This window comes from Paenibacillus sp. FSL R7-0216 (genome assembly GCF_037969915.1).
GTDB lineage: Bacteria > Bacillota > Bacilli > Paenibacillales > Paenibacillaceae > Fontibacillus > Fontibacillus rhizolycopersici.
Genome location: NZ_CP150222.1, coordinates 4,472,501 through 4,491,167 on the forward strand (window position 1 = coordinate 4,472,501; position 18,667 = coordinate 4,491,167).

General features: G+C 51.6%; 13 protein-coding genes and 2 pseudogenes (1 of these 15 only partly in view). 1 reads left to right on the forward strand and 14 read right to left on the reverse strand.

Annotated features, from left to right (window positions below):
- The 7 genes and pseudogenes from MKZ15_RS20700 to MKZ15_RS20730 all read right to left on the reverse strand — a co-directional run.
- Nucleotides 1-34 carry the 5' end (the start) of an MFS transporter gene (locus MKZ15_RS20700; protein ID WP_339817747.1) on the reverse strand. Its footprint begins 653 nt before the window's first position, so only the first 34 of its 687 coding nucleotides appear in the window; the start codon lies at nt 32-34; its stop codon lies beyond the left edge, outside the window.
- A gap of 181 nt (nt 35-215) precedes the next feature.
- The gene (locus tag MKZ15_RS20705) at nt 216-1,691 is read right to left on the reverse strand and encodes an extracellular solute-binding protein (RefSeq protein WP_213622129.1); all 1,476 of its coding nucleotides are present in this window, start codon (nt 1,689-1,691) and stop codon (nt 216-218) included.
- Between the two features lie 288 nt (nt 1,692-1,979).
- Nucleotides 1,980-3,341: a radical SAM protein gene (locus MKZ15_RS20710; RefSeq protein ID WP_339817752.1), complete on the reverse strand. Its 1,362-nt coding sequence runs from the start codon at nt 3,339-3,341 to the stop codon at nt 1,980-1,982.
- A gap of 200 nt (nt 3,342-3,541) precedes the next feature.
- Nucleotides 3,542-5,564, reverse strand: a pseudogene (gene ligA, locus MKZ15_RS20715) (NAD-dependent DNA ligase LigA).
- Between the two features lie 420 nt (nt 5,565-5,984).
- Nucleotides 5,985-8,359: pseudogene (gene pcrA / locus MKZ15_RS20720) on the reverse strand (DNA helicase PcrA).
- Nucleotides 8,360-8,655: 296 nt separating this feature from the next.
- Complete coding sequence (locus MKZ15_RS20725; RefSeq protein ID WP_339817754.1) at nt 8,656-9,357, reverse strand: heptaprenylglyceryl phosphate synthase; 702 nt, start codon at nt 9,355-9,357, stop codon at nt 8,656-8,658.
- 203 nt (nt 9,358-9,560) lie between these two features.
- The gene (locus tag MKZ15_RS20730) at nt 9,561-10,457 is read right to left on the reverse strand and encodes a phosphatidylinositol-specific phospholipase C/glycerophosphodiester phosphodiesterase family protein (protein WP_339817755.1); all 897 of its coding nucleotides are present in this window, start codon (nt 10,455-10,457) and stop codon (nt 9,561-9,563) included.
- Between the two features lie 173 nt (nt 10,458-10,630).
- Between MKZ15_RS20730 and MKZ15_RS20735 the strand changes: the two genes are divergently transcribed.
- Nucleotides 10,631-11,773: an acyltransferase gene (locus tag MKZ15_RS20735; protein WP_339817757.1), complete on the forward strand. Its 1,143-nt coding sequence runs from the start codon at nt 10,631-10,633 to the stop codon at nt 11,771-11,773.
- A gap of 67 nt (nt 11,774-11,840) precedes the next feature.
- Here MKZ15_RS20735 and MKZ15_RS20740 read toward each other — a convergent pair whose 3' ends face one another.
- The 7 genes from MKZ15_RS20740 to MKZ15_RS20770 all read right to left on the reverse strand — a co-directional run bounded on the left by MKZ15_RS20740 (nt 11,841) and on the right by MKZ15_RS20770 (nt 18,547).
- The gene (locus MKZ15_RS20740) at nt 11,841-13,247 is read right to left on the reverse strand and encodes an undecaprenyl-phosphate glucose phosphotransferase (RefSeq protein ID WP_339817760.1); all 1,407 of its coding nucleotides are present in this window, start codon (nt 13,245-13,247) and stop codon (nt 11,841-11,843) included.
- The gene (locus MKZ15_RS20745; protein WP_339817762.1) at nt 13,244-14,173 is read right to left on the reverse strand and encodes a glycosyltransferase family 2 protein; all 930 of its coding nucleotides are present in this window, start codon (nt 14,171-14,173) and stop codon (nt 13,244-13,246) included. The genes MKZ15_RS20740 and MKZ15_RS20745 overlap by 4 nt, the downstream gene beginning before the upstream one ends.
- Before the next feature lie 119 nt (nt 14,174-14,292).
- Complete coding sequence (locus tag MKZ15_RS20750) at nt 14,293-15,231, reverse strand: glycosyltransferase family 2 protein (protein WP_339817764.1); 939 nt, start codon at nt 15,229-15,231, stop codon at nt 14,293-14,295.
- A 96-nt stretch (nt 15,232-15,327) separates the two neighbouring features.
- Nucleotides 15,328-16,203: a dTDP-4-dehydrorhamnose reductase gene (rfbD, locus tag MKZ15_RS20755; RefSeq protein WP_339817765.1), complete on the reverse strand. Its 876-nt coding sequence runs from the start codon at nt 16,201-16,203 to the stop codon at nt 15,328-15,330.
- Entirely contained in the window at nt 16,200-17,222 is a 1,023-nt protein-coding gene (rfbB, locus tag MKZ15_RS20760) for a dTDP-glucose 4,6-dehydratase (protein ID WP_339817766.1), read from the reverse strand. The genes rfbD and rfbB overlap by 4 nt, the downstream gene beginning before the upstream one ends.
- Nucleotides 17,223-17,235: 13 nt before the next feature.
- Nucleotides 17,236-17,784 (reverse strand): dTDP-4-dehydrorhamnose 3,5-epimerase, encoded by a 549-nt coding sequence (gene rfbC / locus MKZ15_RS20765; RefSeq protein ID WP_339817768.1) that lies wholly within the window; start codon nt 17,782-17,784, stop codon nt 17,236-17,238.
- Between the two features lie 19 nt (nt 17,785-17,803).
- Complete coding sequence (locus MKZ15_RS20770; protein ID WP_339817771.1) at nt 17,804-18,547, reverse strand: sugar phosphate nucleotidyltransferase; 744 nt, start codon at nt 18,545-18,547, stop codon at nt 17,804-17,806.
- Nucleotides 18,548-18,667: the final 120 nt, after the last annotated feature.

The window sequence follows — 18,667 nt, forward strand, 5'->3', positions numbered from 1 at the left end:
CCAACGTATTTAATAACCACTTTGTTTTCGGCATATCGTTCCCCCACCCCGTATTCTTTGAAGATTATACGATATAACGTTCCCGCCAACACCTAAACAATCGAGGTCAATGATGGCAATCTGACGAAATTTTCAGTGCTCCGTAAAAAAGAGGGTGAGTTCCCTGCTTGCGCAAGGACTCGCCCTCCTATGAATTAGACGAAACCGTCTGTTATTTATTCGCCCGATTTCCCGGATTCGATAACGATGACACCGCCGGTTCCGGCATCGGAGGATTCACCGCTAGTTCCAGTATCAGCCGCTTCGCCAGAACTCTTCTTGGCCGCTTCGTCCTTCACCGCCTTGTCCAAAAGAACCTGGGCTTCGTCCTGAACGGTTTGCAGCGCTTCATCAATCGACTTCTTCTTCTCTTGGGCAAGCTTCAACTCCCGTTCAAGAACCGGTTGATACTGCATATAAAAATCATTAGGGACTTTCTCATAACTACGATTATCGTTGTTGAGTTTCGGCTTCAGTTTATAGAACGGCTCTAGGTTAACTCCGTTATACTCCTTAACAACCCCCATACGGGACAGCAAACCATTATTCATCGTTCTCGATTTGACTCGGGCGAATTCCTCGCCATTTATGAACTTGATAAATTCCCATGCCGCATCCGCATTCGGCGAGTTTGCCCGTATCGCGAAAATCTCGTTAAAGTTGATGTTTCGGGAGGACTGCGGATCAGCGGGATCCACCGGCCCCGCTGCAACACCAATTTGAAAAGGTTTATAATCTTTGAGTGAATCCTGAGCTTGCTTCAGGTCTTGCAGCATATAGAGGCTCTCTACAGCCATCGCCATCCGGCCCATCACAAAGATCTGACTCTTATAGTATTCTTCCATTGTCCCGCCTTGAAAACCGTTGCCTTCAGGGATATATACGGCCTTGGAATCCACCGCGTCCATCGCCAGCTTATAAGTTTGCTTCCATGAATCCGTGTTAATTGTCACCTTCATCGTGTCCGGATTCAAGAACTGCAACCCTTGGGCCGATGCGATCGAGGAGGCAAGATTCTCCATCGACATACCGTATTGCGCTCCAAAGCCATAAACGCGTGTATCCTTATCGCCTTCCGTTGGGAACCGCCGCGCCAGGTCAAGAAGCTCCTGCCAAGTCATCCCATCATGCGGTACTTCAATGCCGTATTTCGCAAACAAATCCGCATTGTAAAAGATGGCGCTCCCATTAAAGTTCGGGGACAGGCCGTAGAGCTTGCCGCCTCCTTTATCCTTTAGCATCTCGATCAACGCCGGATAAATGGTCTCGGTATCGTACTTATCCCGCTCGATCAACGTATCCAGTTCCATCAGCTTTCCATCGGTCACGAATTTATCGTAATTGGACGAGTCCAATAAGATGACGTCCGGCTGCTCCTTCTCAACGAACTCGGAGAAGGCTTTCTCATAGTCGATCTGCTCGCCATTCGAGTTGTTGTAAATGCTGTTTGTGCTAACCACTTCGATATTCACGTTCGGATGACCGATGGCAAACAAATCACCATACTCCTGAAAGAAATACCTTTCGTCCCAATACATAATCTTTAAGCTAGACGTTTGCACCTTCTCCTGTGCAGGGCGGTTAGCACAACCCGCAAACACCATACAGGCCAGTATGACCAACATCCCCTTATGTAACCAGTTCCTCCTCATTACGACCTCCAAATGAATATTTTTTAATGATGACTCTATGAATAGAACGTCCGAGGAGGAGAGATAGTTTCATATTTTGGTAAAAAAAACCGATTCACCGCGGTATCAACCCGTCCGCGGGAATCGGTTCTTCTTAAAGTGACGCAGAGTTAGCTTAAGTTGCCCGGAACGGATTTAGATACCCGGCCGGTTTTGACGTGTGCGGGCTGAGCCGCGGAACGAATGACCTTCATGCCTATCACCTCCTTGTCGGGATGGGTGTACAGAGACAAGAACGCAGCCAAACCGTCAAGATAAGGCTTCCGAAGCCTCCGCTTCCCGTTGTTCTTGCAGCCAAATGGTACGCAGGGTCTTTTTGATCTGGCGCTTCTCATAGGAACAAGGGCGATTCCCCGTCCGCATCCGGTACAGCGGGCAATGATTCCCTTGGCAGGCAGGCCGGAAGAAGCAAGCCTGGCACTTCTCGTCCGTCTCTTCGCCGGAAGTCGTCCATAACGCCAGCTTGTCATAATCCAGATCCATCGTTCCATCCTCATGAATCCGGCCCAAACGGTTATTGTCTTGCTCCAGCGCTACCGAGCATTTATACAGCATCCCGTCCGATCCGACGATCAAGGAATTCGGCTTGGCCGCATAACAAACTGCACCGGTAGGCAGCAAAATGTCCGAGATAAAGGAACTGACCGTCAGCCCTTCAGCGATCGCCTGCTCGTTAAATGCCCAGATGCTGTGGTCTTTGGTCCGCTCATCGCATACCGGCAGGTTTAGATCATTCTCGCCGCCCATACAACCGACGGGACGGAAATATATCTTAAACCGCGGATCATCGCCAAACAAATCGCGAAGCACCGGAATGAACCGGGACACGTCCTCCAAATTGCTATTGTCAAAGTTCACGCGCAAATTAATTTCAAACGGCCGATCCACCTGCTTCAGGGACAGCAAGTTATTTACGATCGTCTGATAGGTTTCCCCGCCTCCGTTCAGACCGCGACGGGTATTGTGGGTTTCGCCTTCCCCGTCCAGCGTCACCATAAACCGCTCGACGTGCAAATCCAGCATCTGCTCGAAACGGTCCCGCGTCAAATAATAACCGTTGGTCGACATTTCTGCACCGTATACGGCGCCGCTCGCCTCGCAGGCGGCCATGAACGAACGGGATAATCGTTCGATGACATGCGGGACCAACAGCGGCTCGCCGCCATGCCAGCTGATCGTAAGCTGCTTCAGGGTACGGGCCCGCTCAGCCATATAAGCCTCTAGACCGCGAAGCACCTCTTCGCGCATCGTGGCTCTAGGGAAAGATTCGTAACAGTAGGTACAGCGGAAATTGCAGGCCTCCGTCACCAACAAAACCAAATGCATCGCATCTTGGGCATGCATTGATTGATGCAGAGACAAAGCGCGCCGCATTTCGTCCGTATCGCTAGGGACAAGGAATCCGTGTTCGATCATCGATTCGTACAGCGGAGGTGCGGGTTCGGGGACAGGCGCGGCTGGGGACAGCCACTCCAAGACCTGATTCCGCTCGGCCGGCGAGCATGCGGCGATCGCCCCGGTGTAGCTGTTATACAGCATCAGGCCGCCGTCATCCGTTTCGCTCTGCGCATTAAAGCGCGAAGGCTTCCACTGTAACGCGTCGTGATTCATGTGTTCTCCATCCTTTTCATGGTCAAATTGAAAACATGCAAATATGAGGACCTTCCGGTCCATCGACCTATGATGGAGAAAATCCCGCCTCCTTGCCATGATCCTCGTCACTTTTCCGGCGTTTGGGCCGCAAAAAAATCCCCGAACGCGCTGGCGGACATCCGCTTTACGCTTCGGGGATATAAGTAGATTTATCGGTTTTAGCTATTTTCGTTCTCGTTCAACAGCCGGATCAATTCGTTCTCGTCTTCAATGACCGGAATGCCAAGCTCCTGCGCTTTGGCTAGTTTGCTGCCGGCCTTCTCCCCGCGCGATGACGAGATCGGTCTTCTTCGATACGCTGCCGGTCACCTTGGCGCCCAGCGCCTCAAGCCGTTCCGTCGCTTCGTCGCGGCTCAACTGTTGTAGGGTGCCGGTTAGCACGACCGTCTTTCCGGAGAAGAAGGAATCGGTCACCGGTGCGGCCGGTTTGTCCGGAGCTTTCGGCGAAACTCCCAACTCCAACATTTTGCGGATACCTGCTTGATAGAACGGATCGGCGAAGAAAGTGACAATACTGTCCGCAACGATCCCGCCAATGTCCGGCAAAGAAGTCAACTCTTCAACGGTTGCGGCCGACACGGCGTCCAGGCTGCCGAAATGATCGGCCAGCACCTTGGTCGTCGATTTGCCGGTGTTCGGAATACCCAGCGCAAACAGGAAAGAAGCGAGATCCCGTCCCTTGCTCTCCGCGATTGCCTGGAGCAGATTGTTCGCCTTCTTCTCGCCAAAGCGCTCCAGCTTGATCAGATCCTCGAACGTCAACGTATACAATTCGGCCGTCGCGGAGGTTTAACTCATCGTGGAGCTGCTCGGCGGTTTTTTCGCTGAACGTTTCGATGTCCATGGCGTCCCGGGAAGCGAAATGCGTGATCCGGGCGACGATTTGCGGCTTGCATCCCAGCCGATTGTTACAGAACAGATGGGCGCCGCGCTGTTCCAGCGACGTGCCGCAGGCCGGGCAAACCTCAGGATACGCGATCTCCTCGCCATCGGGTTCGTCCGGCACCTTCCCGAGGATTTCCGGAATGACGTCGTTGGAACGGCGGATGAACACCCGGGTGCCCAAGGCAAACTTCAGGTTCTTACGTTCAATGTCGCCGATATTGTTCAGCGTACAGTTTTGCACGGTGACACCGGCCAACTCGACTGCCTCGACCTTGGCCAGAGGCGTGATCTTGCCGGTTCGCCCAACGTTCCAGGTGACGGATTCAAGGATCGTCGTCGTCTCTTCGGCTTCAAATTTAAAAGCGACCGCCCAGCGCGGGAATTTATCGGTATAACCGAGCACTTCACGCGTACGCATATCGGTGATTTTGATGACGGCTCCGTCGATCAAGTAATCGAGGGTAGGCCGTTGTTCCACGATTTCATCCAGGGTCTCGATCACTTTGTCAAAGCCGTCGTGATACGTTACATAAGGATTCACCTTGAAACGATTGTCCTTAAGGAAGGCCATCATTTCCCGATGATCCTGAAATTTCAAGTTGTCCGAGTATCCGACATTGTAGAAAAAAGCGCTAAGCTTCCGCTCCGCCGTCGTACGTGGGTTCAGGTTGCGCAGGGCACCGGCGGCAGCGTTGCGGGCATTCTTGAGCGGCTCGGCCGCCGTCTCGTTGTATTTGGCCAGTACCGACAAATTCATGATACCCTCGCCTTGGACTTCAATTGTCCCATCCCGGTAAGGAATGGTCAGGGGCACGGATTTGATCGTCTTCACCTGAGGCAGAATCCCCTCGCCCACAACGCCGTTACCGCGGGTAGAAGCCTGAACAAGCTGGCCATCGGTATAGGTCAGGTTCAGCGTTAACCCGTCGAATTTTAGCTCGACCACATAAGTAGGATCTGGCAGGGGGTGTTTGGGTTCTTGCCGTTATAGTCCGCGATCAGCTTAAGCGCCCGGTTGTTCCAATTGAGGAGCTGCTCCTGATTTTGAGCTTTGTCGAGGCTCCACAGCGGGGCCAGATGGCGGTGCGGCTTGAAACCCTCCAGCAGCTCGCCGCCCACGCGTCCTGTCGGCGAATCCGGGAGGGTAATTCCCGTCTGCGCCTCGAGCACGGTCAACTCATCATACAACCGGTCGTATTCCTTGTCGCTGATGAGGGGCTCATCCAAAGTGTAATAATGATAGTTGTACCGGTTCAACTGCTCGACGAGCTGCTCCATTTGTTGCATCGCATCCATGCAGGGACAACCCTCCTTGGGGTAAGTATGTTTATGTATGACAACGGAGGAACCCGGCAGGGTTCGCTCCGTGTGGTGGATCGTTTGGGGCAAGTGCGGCGTTACTCAGGGAAGTGCGCGAATCGCAAGGCGTAGACCCGGCGTGCACCACCACCCACGACAGTAAGGGTACTTTATACCACTATTTGATGGGAATGCTCTCGTTAGCGAGGAATAAGGGTAAAAAATGGCGTTATCCGAGCCAAACTAAGCTGATGAGTGCCATATCGGCCAAATAAGACCATAATACGGTCTTATTTGGCCGATGGGAACCCGATTCGGTGAAAATAAGGACATAAATTACCCCTATTTACAGCCGACGTAGCCCAATTCAGCCCAGCTATCCTCCAACCTTCCCCGGTTTGGCGCAATTATACCCGGTTATTCGCCGTCGGTCACCTTCGTGATCGGGGCGAAACCAGCCAGCAGTCGCTTGACGCCCACCGGGGCCGGAAAAGCGATCTGCAGCTCCGTGTCGTTGCCGGAGCCTTTGATGGCAACGACCGTGCCCACGCCCCACTTGGCGTGGGCAACTTTGTCCCCGGCGCTGAAATCGCCGGGGGCCGTCTTGGCGGCGGCGGAGGCCGCGCCGCCGGTCACGGTCACGCCGCTCCGCATCGGAGCGGCGGTGCCGCGCCCGGCCGGTCCGCTAGGCGCAGCCGCGGACCGTGCCCCGGGCCGCCGGCCGCGTCCGTGGCCGGGCGGCCGAAGTTGCCGCCGCCGGCGCCGCTGAAGCCGCGGCCGCTGTAGGCGCCGCCCGCGCCGGCGCCTCGGCCGTAACGGTCGCGCGGCACGCGGCCGCCGTCCTCCTTCAGTTCCTCGGGGATCTCCTCGAGGAACCGGGACGGCGGATTCGCCGTCGTGCGGCCGAACAACGTGCGCATCTGCGCGCACGAGAGGAACAGCTTCTCCTCGGCGCGGGTGATGCCCACGTACGCCAGGCGGCGCTCTTCCTCCAGTTCCTCGTTGTCGAGGAACGCCCGGCTATGCGGGAAGACCCCTTCCTCCATGCCGATGATAAACACGACCGGGAATTCCAGGCCCTTGGCACTGTGCATCGTCATCAGCACGACCGCATCGTCGTTTGGCTTCTCGGCATCGCCGTTGTCGTTCATGCTATCGATATCCGCGATCAGTGCCAGATCCGTCAGGAAGGAGACCAGCGACTTATCTTCATTATTGTTCTCGAATTCCATCGTGACGGACAGGAACTCGTCGATATTCTCCAACCGCGAGCGGGATTCCAGCGTGTTCTCGTTCTGCAGCTCCAGCCGGTATTGGGTCATCTCCAACAGCTTCTCGGTCAGTTCCGTGACGGAGAGGAACTCTACCATTTTGTGCAGCCCGCTGATCATGTCAAAAAACTCAACCAACGCGTTCCGGGTCCGCCCGGCAAATCCCAGATCATCCACGAACTCTAACACACGGTAAATTGACGTTCCCCGCTGTGCGGCAGCATCCGCCAGCTTACCCACAGTCGTGTCGCCGATGCCCCGCTTTGGAACATTAATGACCCGCGTCAAGCTGATATCATCATCGGGATTGGATAATAGGCGCAGGTAAGCGAGCAGGTCCTTGATCTCTTTGCGATCATAGAACTTGATGCCGCCGACGATCTGGTACGGGATATCCGACTTGATCAGGATTTCCTCGATCACCCGCGACTGCGCATTGGTCCGGTACAGAATTGCGTGATCGCGGTAGTTGCGTCCGCCTTTGACACTGTTATGAATTTCCGTCGTGACAAAATACCCTTCGTCATGCTCTGAATCCGCGCGGTACACCTTGATCTTGTCCCCATCGCCTTTGTCGGTCCACAGCTTCTTCGGTTTGCGCCCGGTGTTCAACCCAATCACTCCGTTGGCTGCATCCAGAATCGTTGAGGTTGAACGGTAATTCTGCTCCAGCAGAATCGTTTTCGCCTCGGGATAATCCTTCTCGAAGTTCAGGATATTGCTGATGTCCGCCCCGCGCCAGCGATAGATCGACTGGTCGCTGTCCCCAACAACGCAGATGCGGTGGTGCTTATCCGCCAGCATCCGGCACAGCATGTACTGCGCGCGGTTCGTATCCTGGTATTCGTCGACATGAATGTATTGAAATTTCTTTTGATAAAAATCCAACACGTCCGGCGATCCCTTAAACAGCTCGATCGTCTTCATGATGAGGTCGTCGAAGTCTAAGGAGTTGTTTTGGCGCAGCTTCTTCTGGTACATGGCGTAAATTTGGGCCACGATGCCTTCGAAATAATCACCGATCTTCTGCTCGTATTGCTGTGGGGTGATCAGTTCATTCTTCGCCGCGCTAATTGCCGCTTGAACCGCTTTCGGCTCGAATTTCTTCGTATCGATGTTCTGTTCCTTCATGCAGTTCCGAATCACGGACAGCTGATCTGTTGAATCCAGGATGGAGAAGTTGGAGGTGAACCCGATCCGCTCGATATCCCGCCGCAGAATCCGCACGCACATCGAGTGGAACGTGGATACCCAAATATCCCGTCCCTCCGAACCGCCCACCAGCCGGGATACCCGGTCCTGCATTTCGCGTGCGGCCTTGTTCGTAAAGGTGATCGCCAGGATTCCCCACGGCGGCGCTTTGCGGGTCGCGATCAGGTAGGCGATGCGGTGCGTCAGCACGCGCGTCTTGCCGCTGCCTGCGCCGGCCATGATCAGGAGTGGCCCTTCGGTCGCCTCTACGGCTTGTCTTTGCTGCGGATTCAGGCGGCTTACCGCCTCTTGTATGTTCACAGGTTGCATCAAACTTGCTCCTTCCTTATTAAAAAACATCTCTTCGTCCTTGCCAAAACGACTAACGGACTCCAGAGCCGTTATTCACTCATTTCCCGAGGTTTTCCCGATGTAACGGACTCAGATGACGCTATTTCACCCCAACCGAGTCGGGAGGGTCCGTATTCGGACAAATAAGGTCTTCTCAGTCCGGTAGCTGCTTGGGGGCTCGTTGTTCCGAGAGATAACGTCCCTGGTGTCCGTTATAACCAAAACCTCTCCGCGAAGATGGCGGTGGTGTTTGTTCCGCCACCCCTTCATCGCTTCTAGTGCTTGACTGCTTCCTTCACCGCCGCCACTGTCTCCAGCGCCCGATCCAGATCGCTGTATACCACGTTGCCAACGACCACCGTATCGCTCACGGCAGCCGCCCGGCGTGCGGTTTCGGCATCCGCAATCCCGCCGCCATAAAACAAACGCGCTTGATCCAACGTTCGCCGCACGTCCGAGATCAGCTCAAAATCCCCGACCTGACCGCTGTACTCCATGTAGACGATCGGCAGTTGCAGCAAGCGGTCGGCCACCTGGGCATATGCCCGTGCCGTTGCCGCCTCCAACGGGCCTTGCGCCGCCGTCACTTTGGCTACGGTCGCCTCCGGATTCAGCACCAGATATCCTTCCGGCACCAGCAGTTCCCAAGGGATCAGGTACCCGTATTGCTCGATTGCCCGAGCATGCTGACCGAGGATCCAGTCCGGGTGACCCGCGTTCAGCACGATCGGAATCATATATAGGTCAAACCCCGACACGACCGCCTCTAGATCGGAGATCTCAAGCACGCAAGGCACCTCAAAACGGCGTACCCGGGATAACAACTCAACCGTATTCTCATAGGTCACTCCGCTCGATCCGCCGATCATGATCGCATCCGTCCCGGACAAGCAAACCGCCTCCAGCGTCGAGTCATCCAGGTCACGGTCCGGATCCAGCTTAAACACATGCCGCCAGGCAGGTATCATCTGCTTCAACTTCCATTCCTCCAACGGCAATTTCGGCAGATGGACCGCGAAAAACGGGGCTTGCTGCTTCGCCCCGCTCTTCCTTGTCCATCCGATATAAAGTCATAAAGACGACTAAATTTCCAGTTCAGTTTTCTCTGTTTCTAGTCTATGTTACCCGGGGTACCCTGTCAATGTTCGCGTCGGATGCGAACACAAAAAAAGATACGTTTTTATCGGACAAAAACGTATCTCTTCAATAAAGAGAACAATCCCGTATTTTCTGCCAAATCCGCTTCCGTCAAAAAGTCGGTGTAAAACCCGTAGGCGCCCATCTTTTTAAACTTGGCGAGGGTTTCTGGATCATTGATCGTATGGATGTAGGAGGGAACGCCAACCCGGCTTAACTCCTTGATCAAGCCCGCGTTTGCCCGGGTGTCGGACATCGTGATGGCGGCGAGCTCTTTCTCCTGGGCAAAGGCCACCACATCCTCATCGGTCTCATGCGTCTGGTATAACGTAAAGATAACCGAATCAAACGGGTAGATTCGCTCGACCGGTTCCCACATCGCCCGGTTGTAAATTTGCGGCACCACGCGATCCAATAACGTCGGATTCCTCGCCAACGCCTCATCGACGATCTGCGTAAAGATCCGCTGGATTTCTTCCGGAGTAGACTGCTTCGTGTCCGTGACGATATACGCATCCGGATACTGTTCCATCAGATCCAAGACATCGATCCAATCTAGCGGCTCGTAGGTGCCCTGGATTTTCGCCGCTTTAAACTCGGCCTGGGAAAGGACCGCCCCCTGTCGCTCCGTCGCCAGTTGATCCTGCTGGCCGAGCTGTCGCGTAAAGCTCTGGCCCCACTCATGTCGCGCCACCAATCTGCCATCGCTACTAAGCAGCAGATCAACTTCGAAAACGCGAAGGCCTTTTTCATAGTTGGCGAGGAAGGCATCGTAACTATTCGTATACGTCATTCCCTCGATCCCGCCCATGGCGTGGGCCACCATCCGATGGGCCTTAAAGCCCTGCTCTTCCGTTTTCGGCGACTCCGGTAACCAGCTCAGCGCCAGCAGCGCGATGCCCATGAGGAGCAGGAGGTTGTAGAGAAGTTTGTTTTTCATAAGAAAATAATCCTATTCTATCGGAGTTCCAACGATAAATGTCGTTTATTGTCAAAAGTCATTATAGCATATCTCGTAGATTTATCGAGTCGCCGGTAGATTCAGGGAATACGGTTGACGAATGCACCTATTTTCTTTATGGTCATTCTATGCAAAACACCCTGGAGGACAAAATGGAGAGAAAAGCAAAACTCGAAGAGATCGAAGCGCTTCGCGGCGTGGCCTTCTTGGCAGTCGTGTTGCAGCATGCCATCGGTGGATTGTTCGCTCAACCCGGTTTGTTGTCGTTATCCGTCAGCTTGGGGACGACCTTCTTGGGGTTGATTCGGTTTGCCGTACCGCTTTTTGTGTTTATCACCGGCGTGGTGTTGTTTTACAATTACGACCGATCTTTTCAATATGGACGTTTCTTGAAAAAAAGAGGACAGCAGGTCGTCCTACCTTATCTGTTCTGGACGCTCTTCTACTATGCGTGGGTGAGCGTTCGCAGTGGAGGCGCCATCATCGGCGATTGGGGAGACCTCCTTCATGTACTGGAGCTGGCTTTTACGGGTAAAGCCTCGTATCACTTGTGGTTTATGGTCATGATTATCCCGTTTTATCTGCTGTTTCCTGTCTTCCGCCTGCTTCTGGCCGGCAAGCGACCGGCTTCTGTCAATCTGTCGGTAACCATCGGGTTTCTGGTCGCCAATCTGATTCTGGTTTATGCGCTGTCAAAAGGGTACTTTCAATCGGATCAGCCGATTCTGCAAACCCTCTATCGCTACCTGGACCGAAACTTTCTGTTCTGGACGTTTTATTTCGTACTCGGCGGATTCGCCGGCTTATATTATGAACGCTGGAAAAAGGCGATGCAGTCGCTCTGGGGCGTCAGCCTTGCGATTACCGTCCTCTTTCTTATTTACATTGGGACGAAAATCTGGGGGATCAACCAAGGCGCAGCAGCCGGGGACTACTTGACCAGCTCATATGTGACAGGACCACTCAAGCCTCTCATGATAGTAGCCACTCTCGCGATGCTTCCAGTGCTGTTCTATACAATCCAGCGCTTGACCTCCAAGCCAACGAAGATGGGATTCGTGCTAACCGTTATCGGGAAATACTCCTTCGGCGCCTATCTGGTCCACGCTTTTATTTTGCGATATACGAACCTTCTAGCGCTGAATGTTCTCGGAATCCTTGGCGTTTACATCCAGACCTTAATATCGTTTATCCTCTGCGCCTGCATCAGCGTCGGGTTGGGCATCGGTTTCCGAAGAATCCGAAATCGTTGGCGGAAGGCGCGGGTTGGTGTGGATCGTGGAATAGCGGGGTGAAGGAAGATAAAAAAACGGTCTCTCTATGTGGAGGACCGTTTTTTTGCTGCCGGGGGCTATCATCCCGTCAGTATGCATTTTTATTGATGAAACCATTTACGACCGTTCTTAGCACAATTTTAATGTCCAATAAGATCGACCAGTTCTCAATATAGAAAATATCGTATTTAATCCGTTCCTCAATTGACGTATCTCCACGAAGCCCATGGGTCTGCGCCCAACCGGTAATGCCCGGCCGGACATGGTGCTTCACCATGTATTTCGGCACTTCTTCCTTAAACTGATCCACATAATAAGGCCGCTCCGGGCGTGGACCCACCACGCTCATATGCCCGGCCAGCACATTGAAGAACTGCGGCAGCTCGTCAAGGCTCGTCTTGCGGATAAAGGCCCCGAACTTGGTACGCCGAGGGTCGTTTTCCGTCGTCCACCCCGTATCCGGGGCCCCCTCGGGCAGTACCCGCATGGAACGGAACTTGTACATTTGGAATGTCCGTCGGTTTAACCCTACTCGCTCCTGCTTAAAGATGACCGGGCCCTTCGAGGTCAACTTGACGCCAACGGCCACAAATAGCATCACCGGAGAGGTAATGAGGATCGCCAGCAGGGAGAACATGATATCGAAAATCCGCTTAGCCACCCGATTCCCGGTCAAGTCCAGCGGAATATCCCTCACGTTAATCATCGGCATACCGGCAAAATTATCAAAATACGGGCGGGCCGGCAGATAATCGAAGAAATCCGGGATGATAAGCGTTCGTACCCCTACTTTTTCACAGATGGAAATAATCCGGGCATAACGGTGATGCGCCTCCAAAGGAAGCGCCAGCACGACCTCATCAATCAACTTGTCCTGCAACACACTCTCCAGTTGATCGATCCTCCCAAGGATCGGTTTATAACGTGTTGCCTCGATCCCATCCCAAACTTTATGATCATCTAGAAACCCAACGATATCATAGCCCAATTCAGGGTACTGTTTGAGATTGTTGTGAAAACGCTGGCCTAAGGATCCGGCTCCGAGAATCAGAACAAACTGCTTGTTGTAGCCCTTCTTCCGAAGCTGCTTCAGGCTGTTTTTCAGGAAATATCGGTAGAACATAATCAAAAGTAGATTGAACATCATGTATATCGCCAAGTAGAGACGGGATATATCCACTTGTTTAAAGAAGAACATCAGGCCAAACAATAGGAATAAGCTCGCAACATGCACCTGGATGATCTTCCAGACTTCATCGGCAAAGCGTTTTTTTCGTTTGGGCTCGTACAGGGAAATTATGACACCGACGATTACTGCAATTGCACCGTAAACTACGCTCCAAAAAGCGTAAATCTCCACAGGCAACGGCTGCTCGTAAGCGATCAAGCCGCTTTCAAATTTAATCCACCAAGCTAGCAGGAAGGAAATTTGGATGGACACAAAATCCGTCAGAATATACAGTTGGGTCAAGAACCGTTGGTTCTTTCGGATCATGATCTCACCTCCATTTTAACTTCCGCCGACTCCGGCTGGCCTGCTCTCAATGGGGTTCTCATACCCTGAGGGAGCAGTTTATTTTTAGCTAGGGATAAAAGAAATTTCAACGAAATACCGCTGTATACGGCTGCGTTCGTGATCCAGGAATAATGGCTAATATAATGTTTCCGGTGAAAAACCCACATTGCGCGGTGAAATTCATAAATGATCTTGAATGGCTTGCGCCGGCTGCTAGCTCCCTTATAGTGAACAATGTATGTGGCCGGATGATAATGAATGCCCCAACCCGCTTGCTTGATGCGGTAACACCAATCGATATCTTCCCCATACATAAAGAAGGTTTCGTCCAGACCGCCCACCTGTCGGATCGTCTCTTGTCTCACCAGCATAAAGGCGCCGACCAAGCAATCGACAGGGTAAGTCTCGTTCGGATCCTTGTACCCTAGCTGATACTGGTTAAACCGCGGCCGGTCCGGAAAGAGCTTCGAGAATCCGAAGGCGTAGTAAAAGGACGCCGATGGGGTCGGGAATCCCCTTCTGCATGCTTTATCCAACGAGCCGTCAGGCAGGATCACTTTGCATCCCGCTGCCCCGAGGTCCGGGTGTTCATCCATGTAAGAAACCATGGTCTGAACGGTGTCGGGCTGCACGATGGTATCCGAGTTGAGCAGCAACACATAACGTCCCTGGGCAATAGCCATCCCTTGGTTATTCGCTTTGGCAAATCCCGTGTTATTTGGATTCGCGATCAGGTTAACTTGTGGGAACTGCTCTTTGATGGCCGCTACCGATTCATCTTTCGACGCATTGTCAACGACAATCACCTCATACGAATAAACCGTCTCGGAATCGTATACCGACCGCAGACAGTCCAACGTCAGCTGACGCGTATTATAATTTACGATCAATATACTTAAATCCATGATTTATGCGCTCCGAATCTACAAATATAGTAGTCTATCGACATTATAGCACATCATGGCATAGGGGAGGATGATAGGGAAAAATCGGCATATAATGCGGACGTTTGCAGCAATTATTACTATTTCACCTTTCTTCGAATCTCCTGTCGCTTCTCCCTTAACTCCGGCAGTTTATGAAAGAAGTCCCACCAAGCTCCAAGTACTTTGGGTTCTCTCAAAAGCATGTATCCGTTACTCGCCAGCTCGTAAGCAAGCACCTTTGGCAGAGATTTGATCCAATGATATCCCAAAAGATTCTTATAGAGCATCTTATATCGGTTGATGTAGGAATACCGGCGAATAACTAAAGGCTGCGAATGGCGACCGCCCTTCTTCCAGCCTCTCGCATGAATGGCCAAGGCCTCCGCACAATAATAAGCTTTCCAGCCAAGTAAACTAGCCCGCCAGGCCACATCCACATCCTCTTTATAGGCGAAAAAGTCCTCATCAAAAAACTCACCCGCGATCGATAATTCATCGATCATCACGCGTCTGTACATGGCCGCAGCCCCGGAAACGCCAAACACTTCGCCGGATTCTCTCCATTGACTGGCCGATTCTCCTGCCCCTCGGTCAACCGCACGCCAGATCCCGCTCATCGACAAACCGGTACTGTCTACGATATCTGGTGACGACTTTAAGACGAGTAGCCCCGTGGCACTGCCCACCTCTGAACGTTGCTCCATGACCTCCACAAGACGCTCGACATATTCGGCCCCCAGCTGCACGTCCGGATTCAGCACCAACACATAGTCGCTTTGCGTCATGCGGATCCCCTGATTGTGAGCAGGGGCAAAGCCAGTGTTCGTAGGATTGGGAACAACCCATACGTTGTTCGCATTGGATTGCTCAACGTACGCTCGTATCCGATCCACCGTCCCGTCTGTAGATGCATTGTCGATAATGATGATCTCCTTGATCGGATAAGACAGCTGCAGAACGGCGTTCAGACATTCTTCAATATCATTGGCGCTGTTATAGGTTACGATTTGGATGGTGACAGTTGGATTTACTGGCATGAAGTACTTTCCTTTGCTATGGCTTTGTTGTAGAAATTATATCAAAGTGCTTATAGAACGTATACTTAGGAGGGCAGAAAAAAAGCTAACCAGAAATCAATGTTCCTGGCTAGCCTTCAATTCCTTTATAAATGCTTTAAGCGCTTCTCTCCACGGCCGTAAATCCTGAAATCCGTTCGTGCGAATAGACAAGTGATCCATCACTGAATTTCGGGGACGCGGGGCCGGGCGAGGAAAGTCTTCGGTTGTACAAGGTTTAACCTGCACAGGGTATGTTTGTCCGAATATATCCCGAGCTTCCTCGAAAATCGCTTGTGCGAATTCGTACCAAGTGCATTCCCCCGAGTTGGATGCGTGATAAATTCCGTACTTCTCCGTTTGAATCAGCTCCAGTAGAAAGGCGGCTAAATCAACGGTATAAGTAGGAGAACCTTTTTGGTCATTGACCACGGAAAGTACAGGCTTCTCTTGGCCCAGCTTAAGCATCGTCTTCACGAAGTTGTTACCGTACAACCCATACACCCAAGAAGTTCGTACGATAAAGAAAGCGGAAGACAAGCTTTGAACCAAGATTTCTCCGGCTCGTTTCGACTTCCCGTAAACACTTTGCGGATTGGTATTATCGTATTCCTGGTAAGGCAAAATATCGGATCCATCAAAAACATAATCCGTACTAATGTAACAAAATTTTGCCTTCACCTGCTCTGCGGCTAACACCAAATTTCTCGTTCCGACCGCATTCACTGCATACGCCGCATCCACATCGCGTTCCGCCTGATCAACAGCGGTATACGCCGCACAGTGGATGATCGCATTCGGTTTAAATTCCTTCACAACTTTCAGGCACGTCGCATCATCGGTAATATCCAACGTATTTCGATCACTAGCCAATACCTGATGCCCGGCACTCTCGAACAAACGTACGACATCTTGGCCCAACTGCCCCTTAGCTCCGGTTACGAGCACTCTCATGATGGTTCGCCCAGTCGATTGCCGTACTGTTTGGCGTAATACTCTTGGTAAGCCCCTGATTGAATTCGCGTCCACCATTCCTTATTGTCCAGATACCAGCGAATAGTTTCTTTAATTCCGGTTTCAAAAGAGTGCTTTGGCTTCCAACCAAGCTTCTTCATGGTCTTAGTCGGATCGATACCATAGCGCCGATCATGCCCTGGACGATCCTCCACATGCTTGATCAACGATTCCGGCTTGCCTAGCTGCTCCAGAATTGTGCGCACAATATGCAGATTTGTCCGCTCATTATTTCCGCCAATATTATAAACTTCACCATTACGTCCTTGATGGATGACAAGATCGATCGCACTACAGTGATCCTCAACGTACAACCAGTCTCGAATATTTAGCCCATCGCCGTATACAGGTAAGGCTTCGTCAGCCAGGGCCCTGGATATCATTAATGGGATTAACTTCTCCGGGAATTGAAAAGGGCCATAGTTATTGGAACAACGCGTGATATTTACGGGAAGTCCGAAGGTCTCATGATAGGCGCGAACTAACAGGTCACCGGCGGCCTTGCTCGCCGAATAAGGACTGTTCGGAGCAAGCGGCGTCTCTTCCGTAAACAATCCTGTTTCACCCAACGTCCCATAAACCTCATCCGTAGATACCTGAACGAATTTCTTGACCCCATGCTTTTTCGTTGCATCAAGCAAGACTTGTGTCCCGAGCACATTCGTCTTAACGAATACATCCGGTTCCAAAATACTGCGGTCCACATGCGATTCTGCAGCAAAGTTGACCACCACATCAATACCTTGGTCAATCAGTTCAACCATGGCTTTAGCGTCCGTAATGTCCGCTTTGACAAACGTATGATTAGGATTACCCTCCACCGATTTCAGGTTCTCCAGGTTTCCGGCATAAGTTAATGCATCCACATTTACAATTTTGTATCCCGGATGCTGTTTCAGCATATATAAAACAAAATTACTGCCAATAAATCCGGCACCGCCTGTAACGAGCAGTTTCATGAAGAAGATCCTCCTAATCGAAATTCAATTCCGCTTCCACGAATGTCGGATGCCTCCGGTCTTTGTCCGAAAGCATCGGCTCACTAACCGGCCAGTCGATGTTTAGTGCCGGGTCATTCCATAATATGCCGCGATCATGTTCCGGCGAGTAGTATTCGTCCACTTTATATAAAACTTGGGTGTTTGGCACAAGAGTGCAGAAGCCGTGCGCAAAGCCCTTTGGCACTAGCAGTTGACGCTTGTTATACTCACTCAAAATAACGCCAACCCATTTGCCATAGGTCGGTGAGCTCCGACGAATATCTAGGATGACGTCATAGATTGCGCCAGTTAACACCCGGATCAACTTCGTCTGTGCTTTGGGATTCAATTGATAGTGCATTCCCCGAAGCACCCCCGGCTCAGCCGACAAAGATTGATTATCCTGAATGAAGTCAAAATCCAAGCCAAGCTTACGTATAATGGACTCATTGTAACTTTCCATAAAAAAACCCCGGTGATCCCCATGTACCACCGGTTCCAGCAATGCCGCTCCATTTAAATTAAGCGGATTCATCCTCATATCCAAGCACCCTCCCACTCTACCGTTTGAGTTTGCCAAACTCTTCACCAAACACTAAATCTTTGGCGAATTCGTTGGCTCGTGCCAAGGATTCATGTGTCCCAGCATCCGTCCACCAGCCTTGTAGGATGTCATAGGTGAGCTCCCCACGTTTAATATATGCATTATTCACATCTGTGATTTCCAATTCTCCGCGAGCAGATGGCTTTAAGGTTCGAATAATCTCAAATACATGATGATCAAACATATAGATGCCCGTCACCGCATAATTTGACTGAGGATTCTTGGGCTTCTCTTCGATGGAGACGATTCGCTCCCCTTCAAGTTCAGGAACACCGAATCTAGTGGGGTCTGAGACTTGCTGAATTAGGATTTTAGCCCCTGTCTGTTGACGTTTAAAATGATCAACATATGGCGTGATATCATCAGCAAATACATTGTCACCGAGAATAACGACCATTTGATCCTCACCTACAAACTGTTCAGCCAGCCCAAGCGCTTGAGCTATCCCGCCAGCTTCGTCTTGAACTTTATAAGTGAATGAAACACCCATCTCACTACCACTGCCGAGCAAGCTCACGACATCACCCATATGCTCTTTACCAGTGACTAAGAGAATATCGGTGAGCCCGGCCTGCTTTAGCTTATGCACAGCATGAAAAACCATGGGATACTTGCCCACGGGGAGAAGGTGTTTGTTGGTTACTTTAGTTAAGGGAAAAAGGCGGGAGCCTGTCCCGCCGGCGAGGATGATGGCTTTCATGAAATTATCCTTTCATTTGCATGATAACACGCTGATTAATTTCAGCATTAAGTATATATATATTTGTTTTTTTACTGATGCATGGTTCTCTTCAAATAGACAAATATCTATAATAGACAG

Coding starts and splice junctions, on each gene's coding strand:
- MKZ15_RS20705 (WP_213622129.1), bottom strand. CDS start 1,691: ATGAGGAGGAACTGGTTACATAAGGGGATGTTGGTCATACTGGCCTGT.
- MKZ15_RS20710 (WP_339817752.1), bottom strand. CDS start 3,341: ATGAATCACGACGCGTTACAGTGGAAGCCTTCGCGCTTTAATGCGCAG.
- MKZ15_RS20730 (WP_339817755.1), bottom strand. CDS start 10,457: ATGAAAAACAAACTTCTCTACAACCTCCTGCTCCTCATGGGCATCGCG.
- MKZ15_RS20735 (WP_339817757.1), top strand. CDS start 10,631: ATGGAGAGAAAAGCAAAACTCGAAGAGATCGAAGCGCTTCGCGGCGTG.
- MKZ15_RS20740 (WP_339817760.1), bottom strand. CDS start 13,247: ATGATCCGAAAGAACCAACGGTTCTTGACCCAACTGTATATTCTGACG.
- MKZ15_RS20745 (WP_339817762.1), bottom strand. CDS start 14,173: ATGGATTTAAGTATATTGATCGTAAATTATAATACGCGTCAGCTGACG.
- MKZ15_RS20750 (WP_339817764.1), bottom strand. CDS start 15,231: ATGCCAGTAAATCCAACTGTCACCATCCAAATCGTAACCTATAACAGC.
- rfbD (WP_339817765.1), bottom strand. CDS start 16,203: ATGAGAGTGCTCGTAACCGGAGCTAAGGGGCAGTTGGGCCAAGATGTC.
- rfbB (WP_339817766.1), bottom strand. CDS start 17,222: ATGAAACTGCTCGTTACAGGCGGTGCCGGATTTATTGGCAGTAATTTT.
- rfbC (WP_339817768.1), bottom strand. CDS start 17,784: ATGAGGATGAATCCGCTTAATTTAAATGGAGCGGCATTGCTGGAACCG.
- MKZ15_RS20770 (WP_339817771.1), bottom strand. CDS start 18,547: ATGAAAGCCATCATCCTCGCCGGCGGGACAGGCTCCCGCCTTTTTCCC.